We start from the raw sequence: 15,430 nt of genomic DNA on the forward strand, positions 1-15,430 counted from the left end.
GCGATAGATAAGAAAAGGCCCTGCGGGGCCTTTTTTAATTCCGCTGTATCTTAAATATGCTGCAATAGGATACGGTAAGCTTGTTTTAGCACGCTAAGACAGTATAATGAGCGGCTATTTGAAAACCGGGCGAAATGTCAGGTTTACAACCTTGTAGGGGCATAGTTCCAATTGGGAGAACAGCGGTCTCCAAAACCGATGGTTGGGGGTTCGAATCCCTCTGCCCCTGCCAATATTTTTCGGCACAGCAAAAGCTGTACCGGTAGTGTGTTGCTATTAAGCAAGTCAAGGTGAAGTGAGTCAAAGCATGAACGCAGCAAGTGAAACCCCAAAAAGCGGATTTGATGTAATCAAGTGGTTGCTGGTCTTTGTTATTCTGTCACTGGCAGTGGTAGGTAACTATTTGTATGAGTTATCTGCATTAGAGCGTGCAATTGCCATAGTAGTACTGGTAATTATTGCCGGCGTAGTGGCAGGACAAACACATAAAGGCAAAACCTTTATTAACTTCGCCAAAGAGGCGCGCACCGAAGTGCGCAAAGTAGTATGGCCTACACGGCAGGAAACGATGCAAACTACTTTGGTTGTGTTGGTAGCTACAGTGATCATGGGTTTAATCCTGTGGGGGCTGGACGGTATCTTATTACGCCTTGTGTCATTTTTAACAGGATTGGGGATCTAAACCATGGCAGGAAAGATGCGTTGGTATGTGGTGCAGGCCTTCTCTGGCTTCGAGCAACGGGTTGCGACCTCTCTGCGCGAGCATATCAAGATCAACCAGATGGAAGATAAGTTCGGTGAAGTATTAGTACCTACCGAAGAAGTGATCGAGATGCGTGCCGGCCAGAAACGTAAGTCTGAGCGCAAGTTCTTTCCGGGTTACGTACTGGTGCAGATGGAAATGTGCGAAGAAGCCTGGCACTTGGTAAAAAGTGTACCGCGCGTATTAGGCTTTATCGGTGGCACTTCAGATCGTCCTGCGCCTATTTCTGAGAAAGAAGCCATGACTATCCTGAACCGTTTACAGGACAATGTTGATAAGCCGAAACCGAAAACATTGTTTGAAGCCGGTGAAGTGGTGCGCGTTACTGAAGGCCCATTTGCCGATTTCAATGGCGTGGTAGAAGAAGTAGATTACGAAAAAAGCCGCGTAAAAGTATCAGTGCTTATTTTCGGCCGCTCTACTCCGGTAGATCTGGAATTCGCCCAGGTCGAGAAAGCATAAGATAAAGATTGTAACCGGGCGCTGATTAAAATATAATCTGCGCCCTTTTTAGCATTGGGAAGCCGTTTGAGTAAGTGTCCTCGCATTTACAAGGCTACGACCCAGAAACAGAGGTGAAACATGGCAAAGAAAGTCACTGCACTTATCAAATTGCAGGTTAAAGCCGGTATGGCTAACCCGTCGCCCCCGGTAGGTCCGGCGTTGGGTCAACATGGTGTAAATATCATGGAATTCTGTAAAGGCTTTAACGCCCGTACAGAAAGCCTTGAGAAAGGTATGCCAATCCCGGTAGTAATTACTGTATATAGCGATCGTTCTTTCACGTTCGAAACCCGCACTCCTCCGGCATCTTTCCTGTTACTGAAAGCAGCTGGTTTAAAAGGTGGTTCAGGTCGTCCTAACACCCAGAAAGTAGGTAAAATCACTGCAGCTCAGGTTGATGAGATCGTTAAGATCAAACAGCCGGATTTAACTGCTGCTGATCATGCTGCTGCGGTGCGTACTATTGAAGGTACTGCCCGTTCTATGGGTTTAGTGGTGGAGGGCTAACAGATGGCTAAATTAACTAAACGCGCTAAGTTAATCCGTTCTAAAGTGGATTCAACCCGCGAATACGATATCAACGAAGCAGTTGCACTGTTAAAAGAATTAACAGCCGGCAAATTCCTGGAAAGCGTTGATGTTGCTGTAAACCTGGGTATCGATGCCCGTAAATCTGACCAAAACGTGCGTGGTGCAACTGTACTGCCACACGGTACCGGTCGTACTGTTCGCGTTGCCGTGTTTACTCAGGGTACTAACGCTGAAGCCGCTAAAGCTGCCGGTGCCGACATCGTTGGTATGGAAGACTTAGCCGAACAGGTTAAAAAAGGCGTAATGGATTTCGACGTCGTTATCGCATCACCGGACGCTATGCGTGTGGTTGGTATGTTAGGTCAGATCTTAGGCCCACGTGGTTTAATGCCTAACCCTAAAACCGGTACTGTTACCCCTAACGTAGCAGACGCGGTTAAAAATGCGAAAGCAGGTCAGGTGCGTTACCGCAACGACAAGAATGGTATTATCCATTCTACTATCGGCAAAATCGATTTCGATGCTGATAAGTTGAAAGAAAACTTAGAAACCTTATTGGTGGCGTTAAAGCGTGCCAAGCCTTCAGTGGCAAAAGGTATCTTCATTAAGAAAGTGACTATTTCTTCTACCCACGGTGCAGGTTTAGTCCTGAACCAAGCCTCGTTGAGTGCAGCGGTTTAAGGCATAGTGCTTTACAGCGCCGTGTGATTATTTTATAATCCGCGGCTCGTTTTTAGGGTAGAAGCTGTGTTTCTTCGGAAATGACAGCTTCCGTCCAAGACCGTAGGTGTCGCAATTTTCTTTTGAAATGAGTGACTTAAAACTAAAAACCTACGCAGACGGTGCAGGCCCCAGAAAGAATCAGATTCCTTCTGGTCTCACCGTAAATCGCGCGCCTTATGGCAACATAGGGCGATGTGTAGGCAAACGGGCAATAATGCCCGGATGAACCAGGAGTTAAGAGCCAATGGCTATTAAGCTTGAAGACAAAAAAGCACTTGTTGCTGAAGTCCAGGAAGCTGCCAAAGGTGCTTTATCTGCGGTAGTCGCAGACGCTCGTGGTGTCACTGTAGGCAATATCACTGCGCTGCGTAAGCAGGCGCGTGAAGCCGGCGTATGGATGAAAGTTGTCCGTAACACGCTGGTTCGCCGTGCAGTAGAAGGCACCGAGTTTGAGTGTCTGAAAGACGCATTCGTAGGCCCGACGTTAATTGCGTTCTCTAAAGAGCACCCAGGTGCTGCAGCGCGTATCTTCAAAGATTTCGCGAAAGAGAACAAAGACTTCGAGCTGAAAGGTGCAGCTTTTAATGGCGCCACAGTAAACATTGAAGTGTTAGCATCGTTACCAACATACGACGAAGCTATTGCACGTTTAATGAGCACTATGAAAGAGGCAGCAGCCGGCAAACTTGTACGTACAATTGCCGCGGTTCGCGACCAAAAACAAGAGCAAGCCGCGTAATTTTACGCTTGGTTTGAAACAGAGTTTAATCGGGACAAGTCCCCTAATTTAGGAATCTGAGCAATGTCAGTGACTAAAGATCAAATCTTAGATGCTATCGCAGCAATGTCTGTAATGGACGTAGTTGAGTTAGTAACTGCAATGGAAGAAAAATTCGGTGTGTCTGCAGCTGCTGCTGTAGCTGTAGCTGCAGGTCCTGCTGCTGCTGCTGAAGAGCAAACTGAATTCAACGTAATTCTGGCCGGTATCGGTGCGAACAAAGTTGCTGTTATCAAAGCAGTACGTGGCGCGACCGGTTTAGGTCTGAAAGAAGCGAAAGACTTGGTTGAATCAGCTCCGGCTGCAATCAAAGAAGGCGTTTCTAAAGCAGAAGCAGAAGCTCTGAAGAAAGAACTTGAAGAAGCTGGTGCATCTGTTGAAGTTAAATAATCCGGCTTATACCGGATTATTCGCCTGAAATTCAGGCTGGGCTGGTGATGAATTAATCACCGGCCTTTTTGCGCTGTGGGACAATGATTTCCCCACCCCTGTTGATACTATGGCTGGTATCAAAGCGACCTGTAACGGGTTGTCGGGAAAAAAATCAGCAAGCTGAGGAACCCCATGACTTACTCTTATTCTGAGAAGAAACGTATCCGTAAGGACTTCGGCAAACGTCCGGAAGTATTGGATGTGCCATACCTGCTATCGATTCAAATCGAGTCGTTCAGCAAATTTATCGAGCCTGATCCGGAAGGCGGTTACGGTTTAGAAGCCGCATTCCGCTCTGTATTCCCTATTAAAAGCTATTCAGGCAGTGCGGAATTGCAGTACGTTAGCTACCGCATCGGGGAACCTGTATTTGACGTGAAAGAATGTCAAATCCGCGGTGTTACTTACTCAGCTCCTTTACGCGTTAAACTGCGTATGGTGTTATTCGATAAAGAAGCACCAGGTACAATCAAAGATATCCGTGAACAAGAAGTCTATATGGGCGAAATCCCGTTGATGACCGAAAACGGTACCTTTGTTATTAACGGTACTGAACGCGTTATCGTGTCTCAGTTACACCGTAGCCCGGGTGTGTTCTTCGACCACGACCGTGGCAAAACCCACTCATCAGGCAAAGTATTGTATAACGCCCGCGTTATTCCTTACCGTGGTTCCTGGTTAGATTTCGAATTCGATGCCAAAGATAACCTGTTTGTGCGGATTGACCGTCGCCGTAAGTTACCGGCTACTATTCTGCTGCGCGCATTGGAATTCAGCACCGAAGATATTCTGAGCACTTTCTTTGAAAGCACTCAGTTTGAAATTAAAGACGGCAAGTTGATGATGGCTGTAGTGGCCAACCGCTTACGCGGTGAAACAGCCGGTTTTGATATCAAAGACAACGATGGCGAAGTCATAGTAGAACAAGGCCGTCGTATTACTGCACGCCACGTGCGTCAGCTGGAAAAAACCGGCATGACCATGATGGAAGTACCACATGAGTATGTGGTAGGCCGTGTGCTGGCAAAAAATTACGCTGACCGTTCAACCGGAGAGATTATTGCCGAGGCGAACGCAGAGCTCACACTGGAGCTGTTGGCAAAACTGGCTAAAGCCGGTTACGAGAGTTTTGAAACTCTTTATATCAACGATTTGGATCAGGGCTCTTATGTTTCTGAAACCATTCGTATCGACCCAAGCAGCAACCGTATGGAAGCGCTGGTAGAAATTTATCGCATGATGCGCCCTGGTGAACCACCAACGCGTGATGCCGCTGAAACCCTATTTGAAAACCTGTTCTTCTCTGAAGACCGTTATGATTTATCAACGGTTGGCCGGATGAAGTTCAACCGTCGGGTTAACTTTGAAGAAGGCGTCGGCACCGGCGTACTGAGCAAAGAAGACATCCTGGCGGTAATGAAAGTATTAATCGACATCCGTAACGGTAAAGGCGAAGTGGACGATATCGACCACTTAGGTAACCGCCGTATCCGTTCAGTTGGCGAAATGGCAGAAAACCAATTCCGCGTTGGTTTAGTGCGTGTAGAGCGTGCAGTGAAAGAGCGTTTGTCACTGGGCGATTTAGATGCGGTAATGCCACAGGATCTGATCAATGCCAAGCCAATTTCAGCTGCGGTTAAAGAGTTCTTTGGCTCAAGCCAGCTGTCACAGTTTATGGATCAGAACAACCCGCTGTCAGAAGTGACGCACAAGCGTCGTATTTCTGCCTTAGGCCCGGGCGGTTTAACGCGTGAGCGTGCCGGCTTCGAAGTACGTGACGTACACCCGACACACTATGGTCGTGTATGTCCAATCGAAACGCCTGAAGGTCCGAACATCGGCCTGATTAACTCACTGTCTATGTTTGCTCAGACTAACGAGTATGGCTTCCTTGAAACACCGTACCGTCGTCTGGAAGATGGTGTGGTAACGGATGAAGTCGACTTCCTGTCAGCCATTGAGGAAGGCAACTTCGTTATCGCTCAGGCCAACGCTGAACTGAACGCAGAAAACCGTCTGTCAGAAGAATTAGTTCCTTGTCGTTACAAGAACGAATTCACCCTGATGCCGGCTGACAAAGTACAGTATATGGACGTTGCACCACAGCAAATCGTATCGGTTGCTGCGGCGTTAATCCCGTTCCTGGAACACGATGATGCTAACCGTGCACTGATGGGCTCGAACATGCAACGTCAGGCCGTACCAACACTGCGTGCTGATAAGCCGCTGGTAGGTACCGGTATTGAACGCGTTGTGGCAAAAGACTCCGGTGTTACGGTAGTGGCGAAACGTGGCGGTGTGATTGACTACGTTGATGCCAGCCGTATCGTGATCAAGGTAAATGAAGATGAGATGGTAGCCGGTGAAGCCGGTATCGACATCTACAACCTGACTAAATACACCCGTTCTAACCAGAACACCTGTATTAACCAGCGTCCTTGCGTAAACCATGGCGAGCCGATTGAGCGTGGTGATGTATTGGCTGATGGCCCGTCTACCGATTTAGGTGAATTGGCATTAGGTCAAAACCTGCGCGTAGCATTTATGCCGTGGAACGGTTACAACTTCGAAGACTCGATTTTGTTATCAGAGCGCCTGGTACAGGAAGATCGCTTAACCACTATTCACATTCAGGAATTAAGCTGTATCGCCCGCGATACCAAGCTTGGGCCTGAAGAGATCACCGGTGATATTCCGAACGTAGGTGAGTCTGCGCTTTCCAAGCTGGACGAAGCCGGTATCGTGTATATCGGTGCTGAAGTGAAAGGCGGCGACATTCTGGTAGGTAAGGTAACGCCTAAAGGTGAAAGCCAGCTTACACCGGAAGAAAAACTGTTACGTGCTATCTTCGGTGAAAAAGCCTCTGACGTAAAAGACAGCTCGTTACGGGTACCAAACTCAGTAACCGGTACTGTTATTGACGTCCAGGTATTTACCCGTGATGGCGTAGAGAAAGACAAGCGCGCGCGTGAAATCGAGGAAATGGAAGTCAAACAGGCTAAGAAAGACCTGAATGAAGAATTCCGCATCCTGGAAGCCGGTATTTTTGACCGTGCCCGTAACCTGCTGGAACAAAGCGGTGTTGACCGCGCCAAGCTGGATACCATGAAAGGCGATGCGCTGTTTAATCAGAGCTTAAGCGACGAAGACAAGCAAAACGATCTGGAGCAATTGGCCACCCAGTACGAAGAAATTCGTGTTGAGTACGACAAAAAGTTCGAAGCCAAGCGCCGTAAGATCATCCAGGGCGATGACTTAGCTCCTGGCGTGCTGAAGATTGTTAAAGTGTACCTTGCCGTTAAGCGCCGCATTCAGCCTGGTGATAAAATGGCCGGCCGTCACGGTAACAAGGGTGTTATCTCAACTATCGTTCCGGTAGAAGATATGCCATACGACGAACACGGCAAGCCGGTTGATATCGTGCTGAACCCGCTGGGCGTACCGTCACGGATGAACATCGGTCAGATTTTGGAAACGCACCTGGGCTTAGCGGCCCGTGGTATCGGTGACAAGATTGATGCGATGATCAAAGAGCAGAAAGAAACGGCAGAAATCCGCGACTTCCTGACCAAGGTGTATGCACTGGGTGAATCACGCCAGAATGTAGATATTGCCAGCTTTACTGATGACGAAGTGCGTCGTTTAGCGCAAAACCTGCGTAAAGGCTTACCTGTTGCCACACCGGTATTCGATGGCGCCAAAGAAACCGAGATCAAGCAATTGCTTGAGCTGGGTGACTTACCGTCAAGCGGTCAGATCACATTGTACGATGGCCGCACCGGTAATACCTTCGAGCGTAAGGTTACGGTAGGTTACATGTACATGCTGAAACTGAACCACTTGGTTGACGATAAGATGCACGCGCGTTCTACCGGTTCTTACAGCCTGGTAACGCAGCAGCCGTTGGGTGGTAAAGCTCAGTTCGGTGGTCAGCGTTTCGGTGAGATGGAAGTGTGGGCACTGGAAGCATACGGCGCAGCGTACACGCTGCAGGAAATGCTTACCGTTAAGTCGGACGACGTTAACGGCCGTACCAAGATGTATAAAAACATCGTTGACGGTGACCACAGAATGGAACCTGGCATGCCAGAATCTTTCAACGTATTGATGAAAGAGATCCGTTCGCTCGGTATTAACATCGAATTGGAAGAGGAATAAACCGACGTTAAGTTGGGGGGCAGCTTGCTGCCCCATTCCGGTTTACCTCTTACAGGAGAGCAAAGGTGAAAGACTTATTAAAGTTTCTGAAACAACAAACTAAGACCGAAGAGTTTGATGTTATCCGTATCGGTTTATCTTCGCCGGACATGATCCGTTCATGGTCCTTTGGTGAAGTGAAAAAGCCAGAAACGATCAACTATCGTACCTTTAAACCCGAGCGTGACGGTTTATTCTGCGCCCGTATTTTTGGCCCGGTAAAAGATTACGAGTGTTTGTGCGGTAAGTACAAGCGCTTAAAGCATCGTGGTGTTATTTGTGAAAAGTGTGGCGTTGAAGTAACTTTAACCAAAGTACGTCGCGAGCGCATGGGCCACATTGAACTGGCCAGCCCAACAGCCCACATTTGGTTCTTAAAGTCACTGCCAAGCCGTATCGGTTTGTTGCTGGATATGACCCTGCGTGATATCGAGCGTGTACTGTATTTTGAAAGCTACGTAGTAACTGAGCCGGGTATGACGTCGTTAGAGCGCCGTCAGATGCTGACCGAAGAAGAATACCTTGACGTGCTGGAAGAGCATGGCGATGAGTTTGAAGCCAAAATGGGTGCCGAAGCAATTCTGGACATCTTAAAAGGCATTGAGCTGGCAACTGAAATCAAGCAAATGCGTGAAGAGCTGCCAACCATCAACTCTGAAACCAAGCGTAAGAAAATCAGCAAGCGTCTGAAGCTGATGGAAGCTTTCCATACTTCCGGTAACAAGCCGGAGTGGATGATTATGACAGTGCTGCCGGTACTGCCGCCGGATTTACGTCCGTTGGTACCACTGGACGGCGGTCGTTTTGCAACCTCAGACCTGAACGATTTATACCGTCGTGTAATAAACCGTAACAACCGTCTGAAGCGTCTGTTAGATTTATCTGCACCTGACATTATCGTACGTAACGAAAAGCGTATGTTACAGGAAGCAGTAGATGCGTTATTAGACAACGGTCGTCGCGGTCGTGCTATTACCGGTTCGAACAAGCGTCCGTTGAAATCTTTGGCCGATATGATCAAAGGTAAGCAAGGTCGTTTCCGTCAGAACTTGTTAGGTAAGCGCGTTGACTACTCAGGCCGTTCAGTAATTACTGTTGGTCCTACTTTACGTCTGCATCAGTGCGGTCTGCCGAAGAAAATGGCACTGGAACTGTTCAAGCCGTTTATCTATGGCAAGTTGGAAACCCGCGGTTTAGCGACAACCATCAAAGCCGCTAAGAAAATGGTTGAGCGTGAAGAAGGCGCGGTATGGGACGTGCTGGACGAAGTGATCCGCGAACACCCGGTACTGTTAAACCGTGCACCAACCCTGCACCGTTTAGGTATTCAGGCGTTCGAACCGGTTCTGATCGAAGGTAAAGCTATTCAGTTACACCCACTGGTGTGTGCGGCCTACAACGCCGACTTCGACGGTGACCAAATGGCGGTACACGTACCGTTAACCATTGAAGCACAGTTAGAAGCCCGTGCGTTGATGATGTCAACGAACAACGTACTGTCGCCAGCTAACGGCGAACCTATCATCGTACCTTCACAGGACGTTGTATTAGGTTTGTACTACATGACGCGTGAAGCAGTTAACGCCAAAGGCGAAGGCATGATGTTTAAAAGTGCGAAAGAAGCTGAAAAAGCCTTCCGCGCTGACTGTGCCAGCCTGCACGCTAAAGTCAAAGTGCGTATCACCGAAGTAGAATTTGCTGAAGACGGTACCCGTACTGAAACCACAGCAGTACGCGATACCACTGTTGGCCGCGCGATTTTGTACTCCATTTTGCCGGAAGGCTTAGCCTTTGATTCAATCAACCTGGCAATGGGTAAAAAGCAAATTTCACGCTTATTAAACGGTGCCTATCGCCGTATCGGTCTGAAAAAGACCGTTATTCTGGCTGACCAAATCATGTATACCGGTTTCCATTACGCTATGTTATCAGGCGTATCGGTAGGTATTAACGATATGGTTATTCCGGATGCGAAAACTGAAATCATCGACGCAGCAGAAGCTGAAGTGGCTGAAATTCAGGACCAGTTCCAACAAGGTCTGGTTACCGCCGGTGAGAAGTACAACAAAGTTATCGATATTTGGTCTACCGCCAACGAAGTATTGTCTAAGGCGATGATGGACAACCTGTCAAAAGAAGACGTGGTTGACCGTGACGGTAATACTGTACAACAGCAGTCTTTCAACTCTGTGTACATGATGGCCGACTCTGGCGCGCGGGGTTCTCCGGCGCAGATCCGTCAGCTGGCAGCAATGCGTGGTCTGATGGCCAAGCCGGATGGTTCAATCATCGAAACGCCAATCACGGCGAACTTCCGTGAAGGCTTAAGCGTATTACAGTACTTCATCTCGACGCACGGTGCGCGTAAAGGTCTTGCCGATACCGCATTGAAAACAGCTAACTCCGGTTACCTGACCCGCCGTCTGGTAGACGTAGCACAAGACTTGGTTGTGACTGAGCAGGACTGTGGTTCTGATCAGGGCATTATCATGAAGCCACTGATTGAAGGTGGTGACGTAGTAGAAGGTCTGCGTGAGCGCGTACTGGGCCGCGTAGTTATCGGTGATGTTGTATCACCTACTACCGGTGAAGTATTAGTTGCTGACGGTACAATGTTGGACGAGCAATTGTGTGATGCCTTAGAGCAGAACTCAATCGACGAAGTACATGTACGCTCGGTAATTACCTGTCAGACTGACTTTGGTGTGTGTGCCAAGTGTTACGGCCGTGACTTAGCGCGTGGTCACCTGATCAACGCCGGTGAAGCAGTCGGTGTTATTGCGGCACAGTCAATCGGTGAGCCGGGTACACAGCTGACGATGCGTACCTTCCACATCGGTGGTGCGGCATCACGGGCTTCTGCAGAGAACAGCGTTCAGGTTAAAACTGCCGGTACCTTAAAACTGCAAAATGCCAAGTTTGTGCGTAATGCGGATAACAAGATTGTTATTACCTCTCGTTCTGCTGAAGTGACGGTATTTGACGAGTTAGGCCGTGAGAAAGAGCGTTATAAACTGCCGTACGGTTCAATCCTGACGACAGACGATAACGCCAAGATCACTGCCGGCCAGATCGTAGCGAACTGGGATCCGCACTCACACCCGATTATCGTTGAGCGTGGTGCCAAGGTTAATCACAGTGACGTTGACGATACCAACACCGAAGTACAAACGGATGAGTTAACCGGCTTAACCCGTACCGTAGTTAAAGATTTGGCCAAGGCTAACGCTAAAGAGCCAAAACTTATCCTGACTATGGACGATGGTGCGCTGCAGGAAATTCGTTTACCAAGCTTTACCACTATCGAAGTAACTGATGGTGCTACCGTTAAATCGGGTGAAGTATTGGCGCGTATTCCTCAGGAAAGCTCGAAGACCCGTGACATTACCGGTGGTCTGCCGCGCGTTGCTGACTTGTTTGAAGCGCGTAAACCGAAAGACCCGGCCATTCTGGCTGAGATTTCAGGTGTTATCAGCTTCGGTAAAGAGACAAAAGGTAAGCGTCGTCTGTTGATCACACCTGATCAGGGTGATGTGCATGAAGAGATGATCCAGAAATGGCGTCAGGTTAATGTGTTCGAAGGTGAGCGCATTGAAAAAGGCGAAGTTATCTCTGAAGGTCCGGAGTCAGCACATGATATCCTGCGTTTACGTGGTATCCACCATGTGGCCAGCTACATTGTGAACGAAGTACAGGACGTTTACCGTTTACAGGGCGTTAAGATCAACGATAAGCACATCGAGACCATTATCCGTCAGATGCTGCGTAAGTGCTTAATCACCAGCCCTGGCGACAGTGAGTTCTTAGAAGGCGAAATGGCAGAAGTGGCCCGCGTCAATATCGCTAACCGCGAATTGGAAGCAGCCGGTAAAATGCCAGCGCAGTACGAGCGTTCATTACTGGGTATTACCAAGGCGTCATTGTCGACTGACTCGTTCATTTCGGCAGCGTCGTTCCAGGAAACGACCCGCGTTCTGACTGAAGCCGCCGTAGGCGGTAAGATTGATGAACTGCGTGGTCTGAAAGAAAACGTAATTGTTGGCCGTTTGATCCCGGCAGGTACCGGTTTTGCGTATCACCAAAACCGTGCCCGTCTGCGTCAACGCGGTGGCAATAACGAAGTTGTTGAACCGGCAATGAGTGCAGAGACAGCTGAGCAAGCCTTGTCTGACGCTCTGAACATGGATTTGTCCGGCAACGACGAGTAAGCAAGGAAACATCGCCGATTGCTGGCTAAATTAGCAGCAATTGGCTTTGTAACTTGACAGGTCAAAGCTTGACCATTAGAATTCCGCGACCCTAAATTTGGGGTGCGGAATTTTCACGTTTATTGGGTATATATTAACCAGGAGTATTTAATGGCAACAATCAACCAGCTAGTGCGTAAGCCGCGCAGCCAGAAGGTAGCCAAGAGCACCGTTCCGGCGCTTGAAGCTTGCCCGCAGAAGCGTGGTGTTTGTACCCGTGTATACACCACTACACCTAAGAAGCCAAACTCAGCATTACGTAAAGTATGCCGTGTTCGTTTAACTAACGGATTCGAAGTTTCTTCTTACATTGGTGGTGAAGGCCATAACCTGCAAGAGCACAGTGTTGTGCTTATTCGCGGTGGCCGGGTAAAAGACCTGCCAGGTGTGCGTTACCACACCGTACGCGGCACATTAGACTGTGCTGGCGTTAAAGATCGTAAACAAGCCCGTTCTAAGTACGGTGCAAAGCGGCCTAAGAAATAACGGTACTCCGTTAGTAAGGCCAAACTAAACAACTTTTTTTCTTTAATGTATTAAAAGTTTTGGAATCACCTGAAGCAATCGGAGTTACGAATGCCAAGAAGACGCGTCATAGGTCAACGTAAAATTCTTCCAGATCCTAAATTCGGAAGTGAATTACTTGCCAAGTTTGTAAACGTCGTTATGGTCGACGGTAAAAAATCTACAGCCGAATCAATCGTATACGGCGCATTAGAGTTAGCAGCTACCAAGTCTAAGAAAGAACATTTAGACATTTTTGAAGTAGCTCTGGACAACATTCGTCCAACGGTCGAAGTTAAATCACGCCGCGTAGGTGGTTCTACCTACCAGGTACCATGTGAAGTTCGTCCGGTACGTCGTAATGCTCTGGCAATGCGTTGGTTGGTTGAAGCTGCCCGTAAACGTGGTGAAAAATCAATGGCACAGCGTTTAGCTGGTGAAATGCTGGATGCCGTTGACAACAAAGGTTCTGCAGTGAAAAAACGTGAAGACGTGCACCGTATGGCCGAAGCTAACAAAGCGTTCGCCCATTTCCGTTGGTAAGCCTGTCTTAACAAGAGGATATTATTGTGGCACGTACAACCCCAATAGAACGCTACCGCAACATTGGTATCTGTGCTCACGTAGATGCGGGTAAAACCACAACTACTGAGCGCGTGCTGTTCTACACCGGTCTGTCACATAAGATCGGTGAAGTGCATGACGGCGCAGCGACCATGGACTGGATGGAGCAGGAGCAGGAGCGTGGTATTACTATCACGTCTGCTGCAACTACTACGTTTTGGGCTGGTATGAATGCTCAGTTTGAGCAGCACCGCGTTAATATCATCGATACCCCCGGCCACGTTGACTTCACGATTGAAGTTGAACGTTCGCTGCGGGTATTGGATGGCGCAGTAGTTGTGTTGTGTGGGTCATCAGGGGTTCAACCGCAAACGGAAACTGTTTGGCGTCAAGCCAACAAGTATGAAGTACCGCGGTTGATCTTCGTTAATAAAATGGACCGCACCGGCGCCAACTTCTTACGCGTTGTTAAACAGGCGCAAACACGTCTGAACAGTACCATTGTACCTATTCAGCTGCCTATCGGCGCTGAAGACGATTTCGCAGGTGTTGTCGATCTGATTAAGATGAAAGCCATAAACTGGAATATGGAAGACCAGGGTATGACGTTCACTTATGAAGCGATCCCCGCTGACATGTTAGAAGAGTGTCAGTTATGGCGGCAAAATCTTATCGAAGCAGCGGCAGAAGCCAATGAAGATATGATGGAGCGCTATTTAGAGGGCGACGAGTTCTCTGAAGACGAAATCAAAGCTGCATTGCGCGCGTTAACGCTGCGTAATGAAGCGGTGCTGGTATTGTGCGGTTCTGCTTTTAAGAACAAAGGCGTTCAGGCAGTGCTGGATGCAGTAATCGAATACTTACCTTCTCCAACAGAAGTTAAGGCGATTACCGGTATCAATGAAGATGAGTCAGAAGGTGAGCGTCACTCCAGTGATGACGAACCTTTTGCTGCACTGGCGTTTAAAATTGCTACTGACCCTTTCGTGGGTACGCTTACATTTTTCCGTGTGTACTCCGGTGTAATCAATACTGGTGATACCGTTTACAACCCGGTAAAAATGAAAAAAGAGCGTATTGGTCGTGTCGTGCAAATGCACGCCAACAACCGTCAGGAAATTAAAGAAGTACGTGCCGGTGACATCGCTGCCGGTATTGGTTTCAAAGACGTAACAACGGGTGACACCTTGTGCTCGCCTGACCATATTATCACTTTGGAACGGATGGAATTTCCGGAGCCGGTAATATCTGTTGCGGTTGAACCGAAAACCAAAGCTGATCAGGAAAAAATGGGTGTCGCGCTAAGTAAATTAGCGGCTGAGGATCCATCTTTCCGGGTACATACTGACGAGGAAACCGGTCAGACGATCATTTCCGGTATGGGCGAATTACACCTGGACATCATTGTTGACCGTATGCGTCGTGAGTTCAAAGTAGAAGCTAACGTGGGTAAACCACAGGTTTCTTACCGTGAAACACTGCGCGGCGCAACAGAGGTGGAAGGTAAGTTCGTGCGTCAGTCTGGTGGTCGTGGTCAGTTTGGTCACTGTTGGCTGAAAATTGAGCCGCAGGAAGAAGGTGCCGGTTATGAGTTCGTGAATGCTGTAGTGGGTGGTGTAATTCCAAAAGAATACATCCCGGCTATCGATAAGGGTATTCAGGAACAAATGAAAAACGGTATTCTTGCTGGCTACCCGGTAATTGACGTTAAAGTTACAGTGTTTGACGGTTCGTACCACGATGTTGACTCAAACGAAATGGCGTTTAAAATCGCTGCGTCGATGGGCTTCAAAAAAGGTGCGCTGCAAGCCAAGCCGGTTATTCTTGAGCCAATCATGAAAGTTGAGGTGGTAACACCGGAAGACTTCATGGGTGATATTGTTGGTGACTTAAACCGTCGTCGCGGTATTATCAACGGCATGGAAGATGCACCTGGTGGTATCAAAATCGTCGATGCGCATGTGCCGCTATCTGAAATGTTTGGTTATGCAACCAACATGCGTTCGTTAAGTCAGGGTCGCGCTTCATACTCAATGGAACCATTGAAGTATGCTGAAGCTCCTAACAACGTGACAGAAGCTATTATCGCTGCGCGTCAAGCATATTAATAACTTAGTTTGGCCTGCAAAGCAGGCCGCAATTAAATAAAGAAGGGTCTATACATGGCTAAGGCTAAATTTGAACGTA

At 48.3% G+C, this 15,430-nt stretch carries 11 protein-coding genes and 1 tRNA gene; all 12 read left to right on the forward strand.

The window, feature by feature from the left end; all coding sequences use genetic code 11:
- The first annotated feature begins 155 nt into the window (after positions 1-155).
- The 12 genes from HRH59_RS18760 to fusA all read left to right on the forward strand — a co-directional run bounded on the left by HRH59_RS18760 (position 156) and on the right by fusA (position 15,351).
- Positions 156-232, forward strand: a tRNA-Trp gene (locus HRH59_RS18760).
- Positions 233-307: 75 nt separating this feature from the next.
- Complete coding sequence (gene secE / locus HRH59_RS18765; protein WP_173502797.1) at positions 308-682, forward strand: preprotein translocase subunit SecE; 375 nt, start codon at positions 308-310, stop codon at positions 680-682.
- A gap of 15 nt (positions 683-697) precedes the next feature.
- Positions 698-1,225, forward strand: coding sequence for a transcription termination/antitermination protein NusG (gene nusG, locus HRH59_RS18770; RefSeq protein ID WP_408015069.1), 528 nt, complete (start codon positions 698-700; stop codon positions 1,223-1,225).
- A gap of 120 nt (positions 1,226-1,345) precedes the next feature.
- A complete protein-coding gene (rplK, locus tag HRH59_RS18775) occupies positions 1,346-1,774 on the forward strand; it encodes a 50S ribosomal protein L11 (RefSeq protein WP_027672427.1) in 429 nt (142 codons plus the stop codon).
- A gap of 3 nt (positions 1,775-1,777) precedes the next feature.
- A complete protein-coding gene (gene rplA, locus HRH59_RS18780) occupies positions 1,778-2,479 on the forward strand; it encodes a 50S ribosomal protein L1 (protein ID WP_173502799.1) in 702 nt (233 codons plus the stop codon).
- A 286-nt stretch (positions 2,480-2,765) separates the two neighbouring features.
- The gene (rplJ, locus tag HRH59_RS18785) at positions 2,766-3,260 is read left to right on the forward strand and encodes a 50S ribosomal protein L10 (RefSeq protein ID WP_173502800.1); all 495 of its coding nucleotides are present in this window, start codon (positions 2,766-2,768) and stop codon (positions 3,258-3,260) included.
- A 63-nt stretch (positions 3,261-3,323) separates the two neighbouring features.
- Positions 3,324-3,689, forward strand: a complete 366-nt coding sequence (gene rplL, locus HRH59_RS18790; protein WP_173502801.1) for a 50S ribosomal protein L7/L12 — start codon at positions 3,324-3,326, stop codon at positions 3,687-3,689.
- A 174-nt stretch (positions 3,690-3,863) separates the two neighbouring features.
- Positions 3,864-7,889 (forward strand): DNA-directed RNA polymerase subunit beta, encoded by a 4,026-nt coding sequence (gene rpoB / locus HRH59_RS18795; RefSeq protein ID WP_173502802.1) that lies wholly within the window; start codon positions 3,864-3,866, stop codon positions 7,887-7,889.
- A gap of 65 nt (positions 7,890-7,954) precedes the next feature.
- Positions 7,955-12,136, forward strand: coding sequence for a DNA-directed RNA polymerase subunit beta' (rpoC, locus tag HRH59_RS18800; protein WP_173502803.1), 4,182 nt, complete (start codon positions 7,955-7,957; stop codon positions 12,134-12,136).
- Positions 12,137-12,286: 150 nt separating this feature from the next.
- Entirely contained in the window at positions 12,287-12,661 is a 375-nt protein-coding gene (gene rpsL / locus HRH59_RS18805) for a 30S ribosomal protein S12 (RefSeq protein ID WP_019677787.1), read from the forward strand.
- Between the two features lie 90 nt (positions 12,662-12,751).
- The gene (gene rpsG, locus HRH59_RS18810) at positions 12,752-13,222 is read left to right on the forward strand and encodes a 30S ribosomal protein S7 (RefSeq protein WP_027672433.1); all 471 of its coding nucleotides are present in this window, start codon (positions 12,752-12,754) and stop codon (positions 13,220-13,222) included.
- 26 nt (positions 13,223-13,248) lie between these two features.
- The gene (gene fusA, locus HRH59_RS18815) at positions 13,249-15,351 is read left to right on the forward strand and encodes an elongation factor G (protein WP_173502804.1); all 2,103 of its coding nucleotides are present in this window, start codon (positions 13,249-13,251) and stop codon (positions 15,349-15,351) included.
- Positions 15,352-15,430 lie beyond the last annotated feature (79 nt).

Origin of the sequence: Rheinheimera lutimaris (assembly GCF_013283795.1) — a bacterium.
GTDB classification, from domain to species: domain Bacteria; phylum Pseudomonadota; class Gammaproteobacteria; order Enterobacterales; family Alteromonadaceae; genus Alishewanella; species Alishewanella lutimaris.

Coding starts and splice junctions, on each gene's coding strand:
- secE (WP_173502797.1), top strand. CDS start 308: ATGAACGCAGCAAGTGAAACCCCAAAAAGCGGATTTGATGTAATCAAG.
- nusG (WP_408015069.1), top strand. CDS start 698: ATGCGTTGGTATGTGGTGCAGGCCTTCTCTGGCTTCGAGCAACGGGTT.
- rplK (WP_027672427.1), top strand. CDS start 1,346: ATGGCAAAGAAAGTCACTGCACTTATCAAATTGCAGGTTAAAGCCGGT.
- rplA (WP_173502799.1), top strand. CDS start 1,778: ATGGCTAAATTAACTAAACGCGCTAAGTTAATCCGTTCTAAAGTGGAT.
- rplJ (WP_173502800.1), top strand. CDS start 2,766: ATGGCTATTAAGCTTGAAGACAAAAAAGCACTTGTTGCTGAAGTCCAG.
- rplL (WP_173502801.1), top strand. CDS start 3,324: ATGTCAGTGACTAAAGATCAAATCTTAGATGCTATCGCAGCAATGTCT.
- rpoB (WP_173502802.1), top strand. CDS start 3,864: ATGACTTACTCTTATTCTGAGAAGAAACGTATCCGTAAGGACTTCGGC.
- rpsL (WP_019677787.1), top strand. CDS start 12,287: ATGGCAACAATCAACCAGCTAGTGCGTAAGCCGCGCAGCCAGAAGGTA.
- rpsG (WP_027672433.1), top strand. CDS start 12,752: ATGCCAAGAAGACGCGTCATAGGTCAACGTAAAATTCTTCCAGATCCT.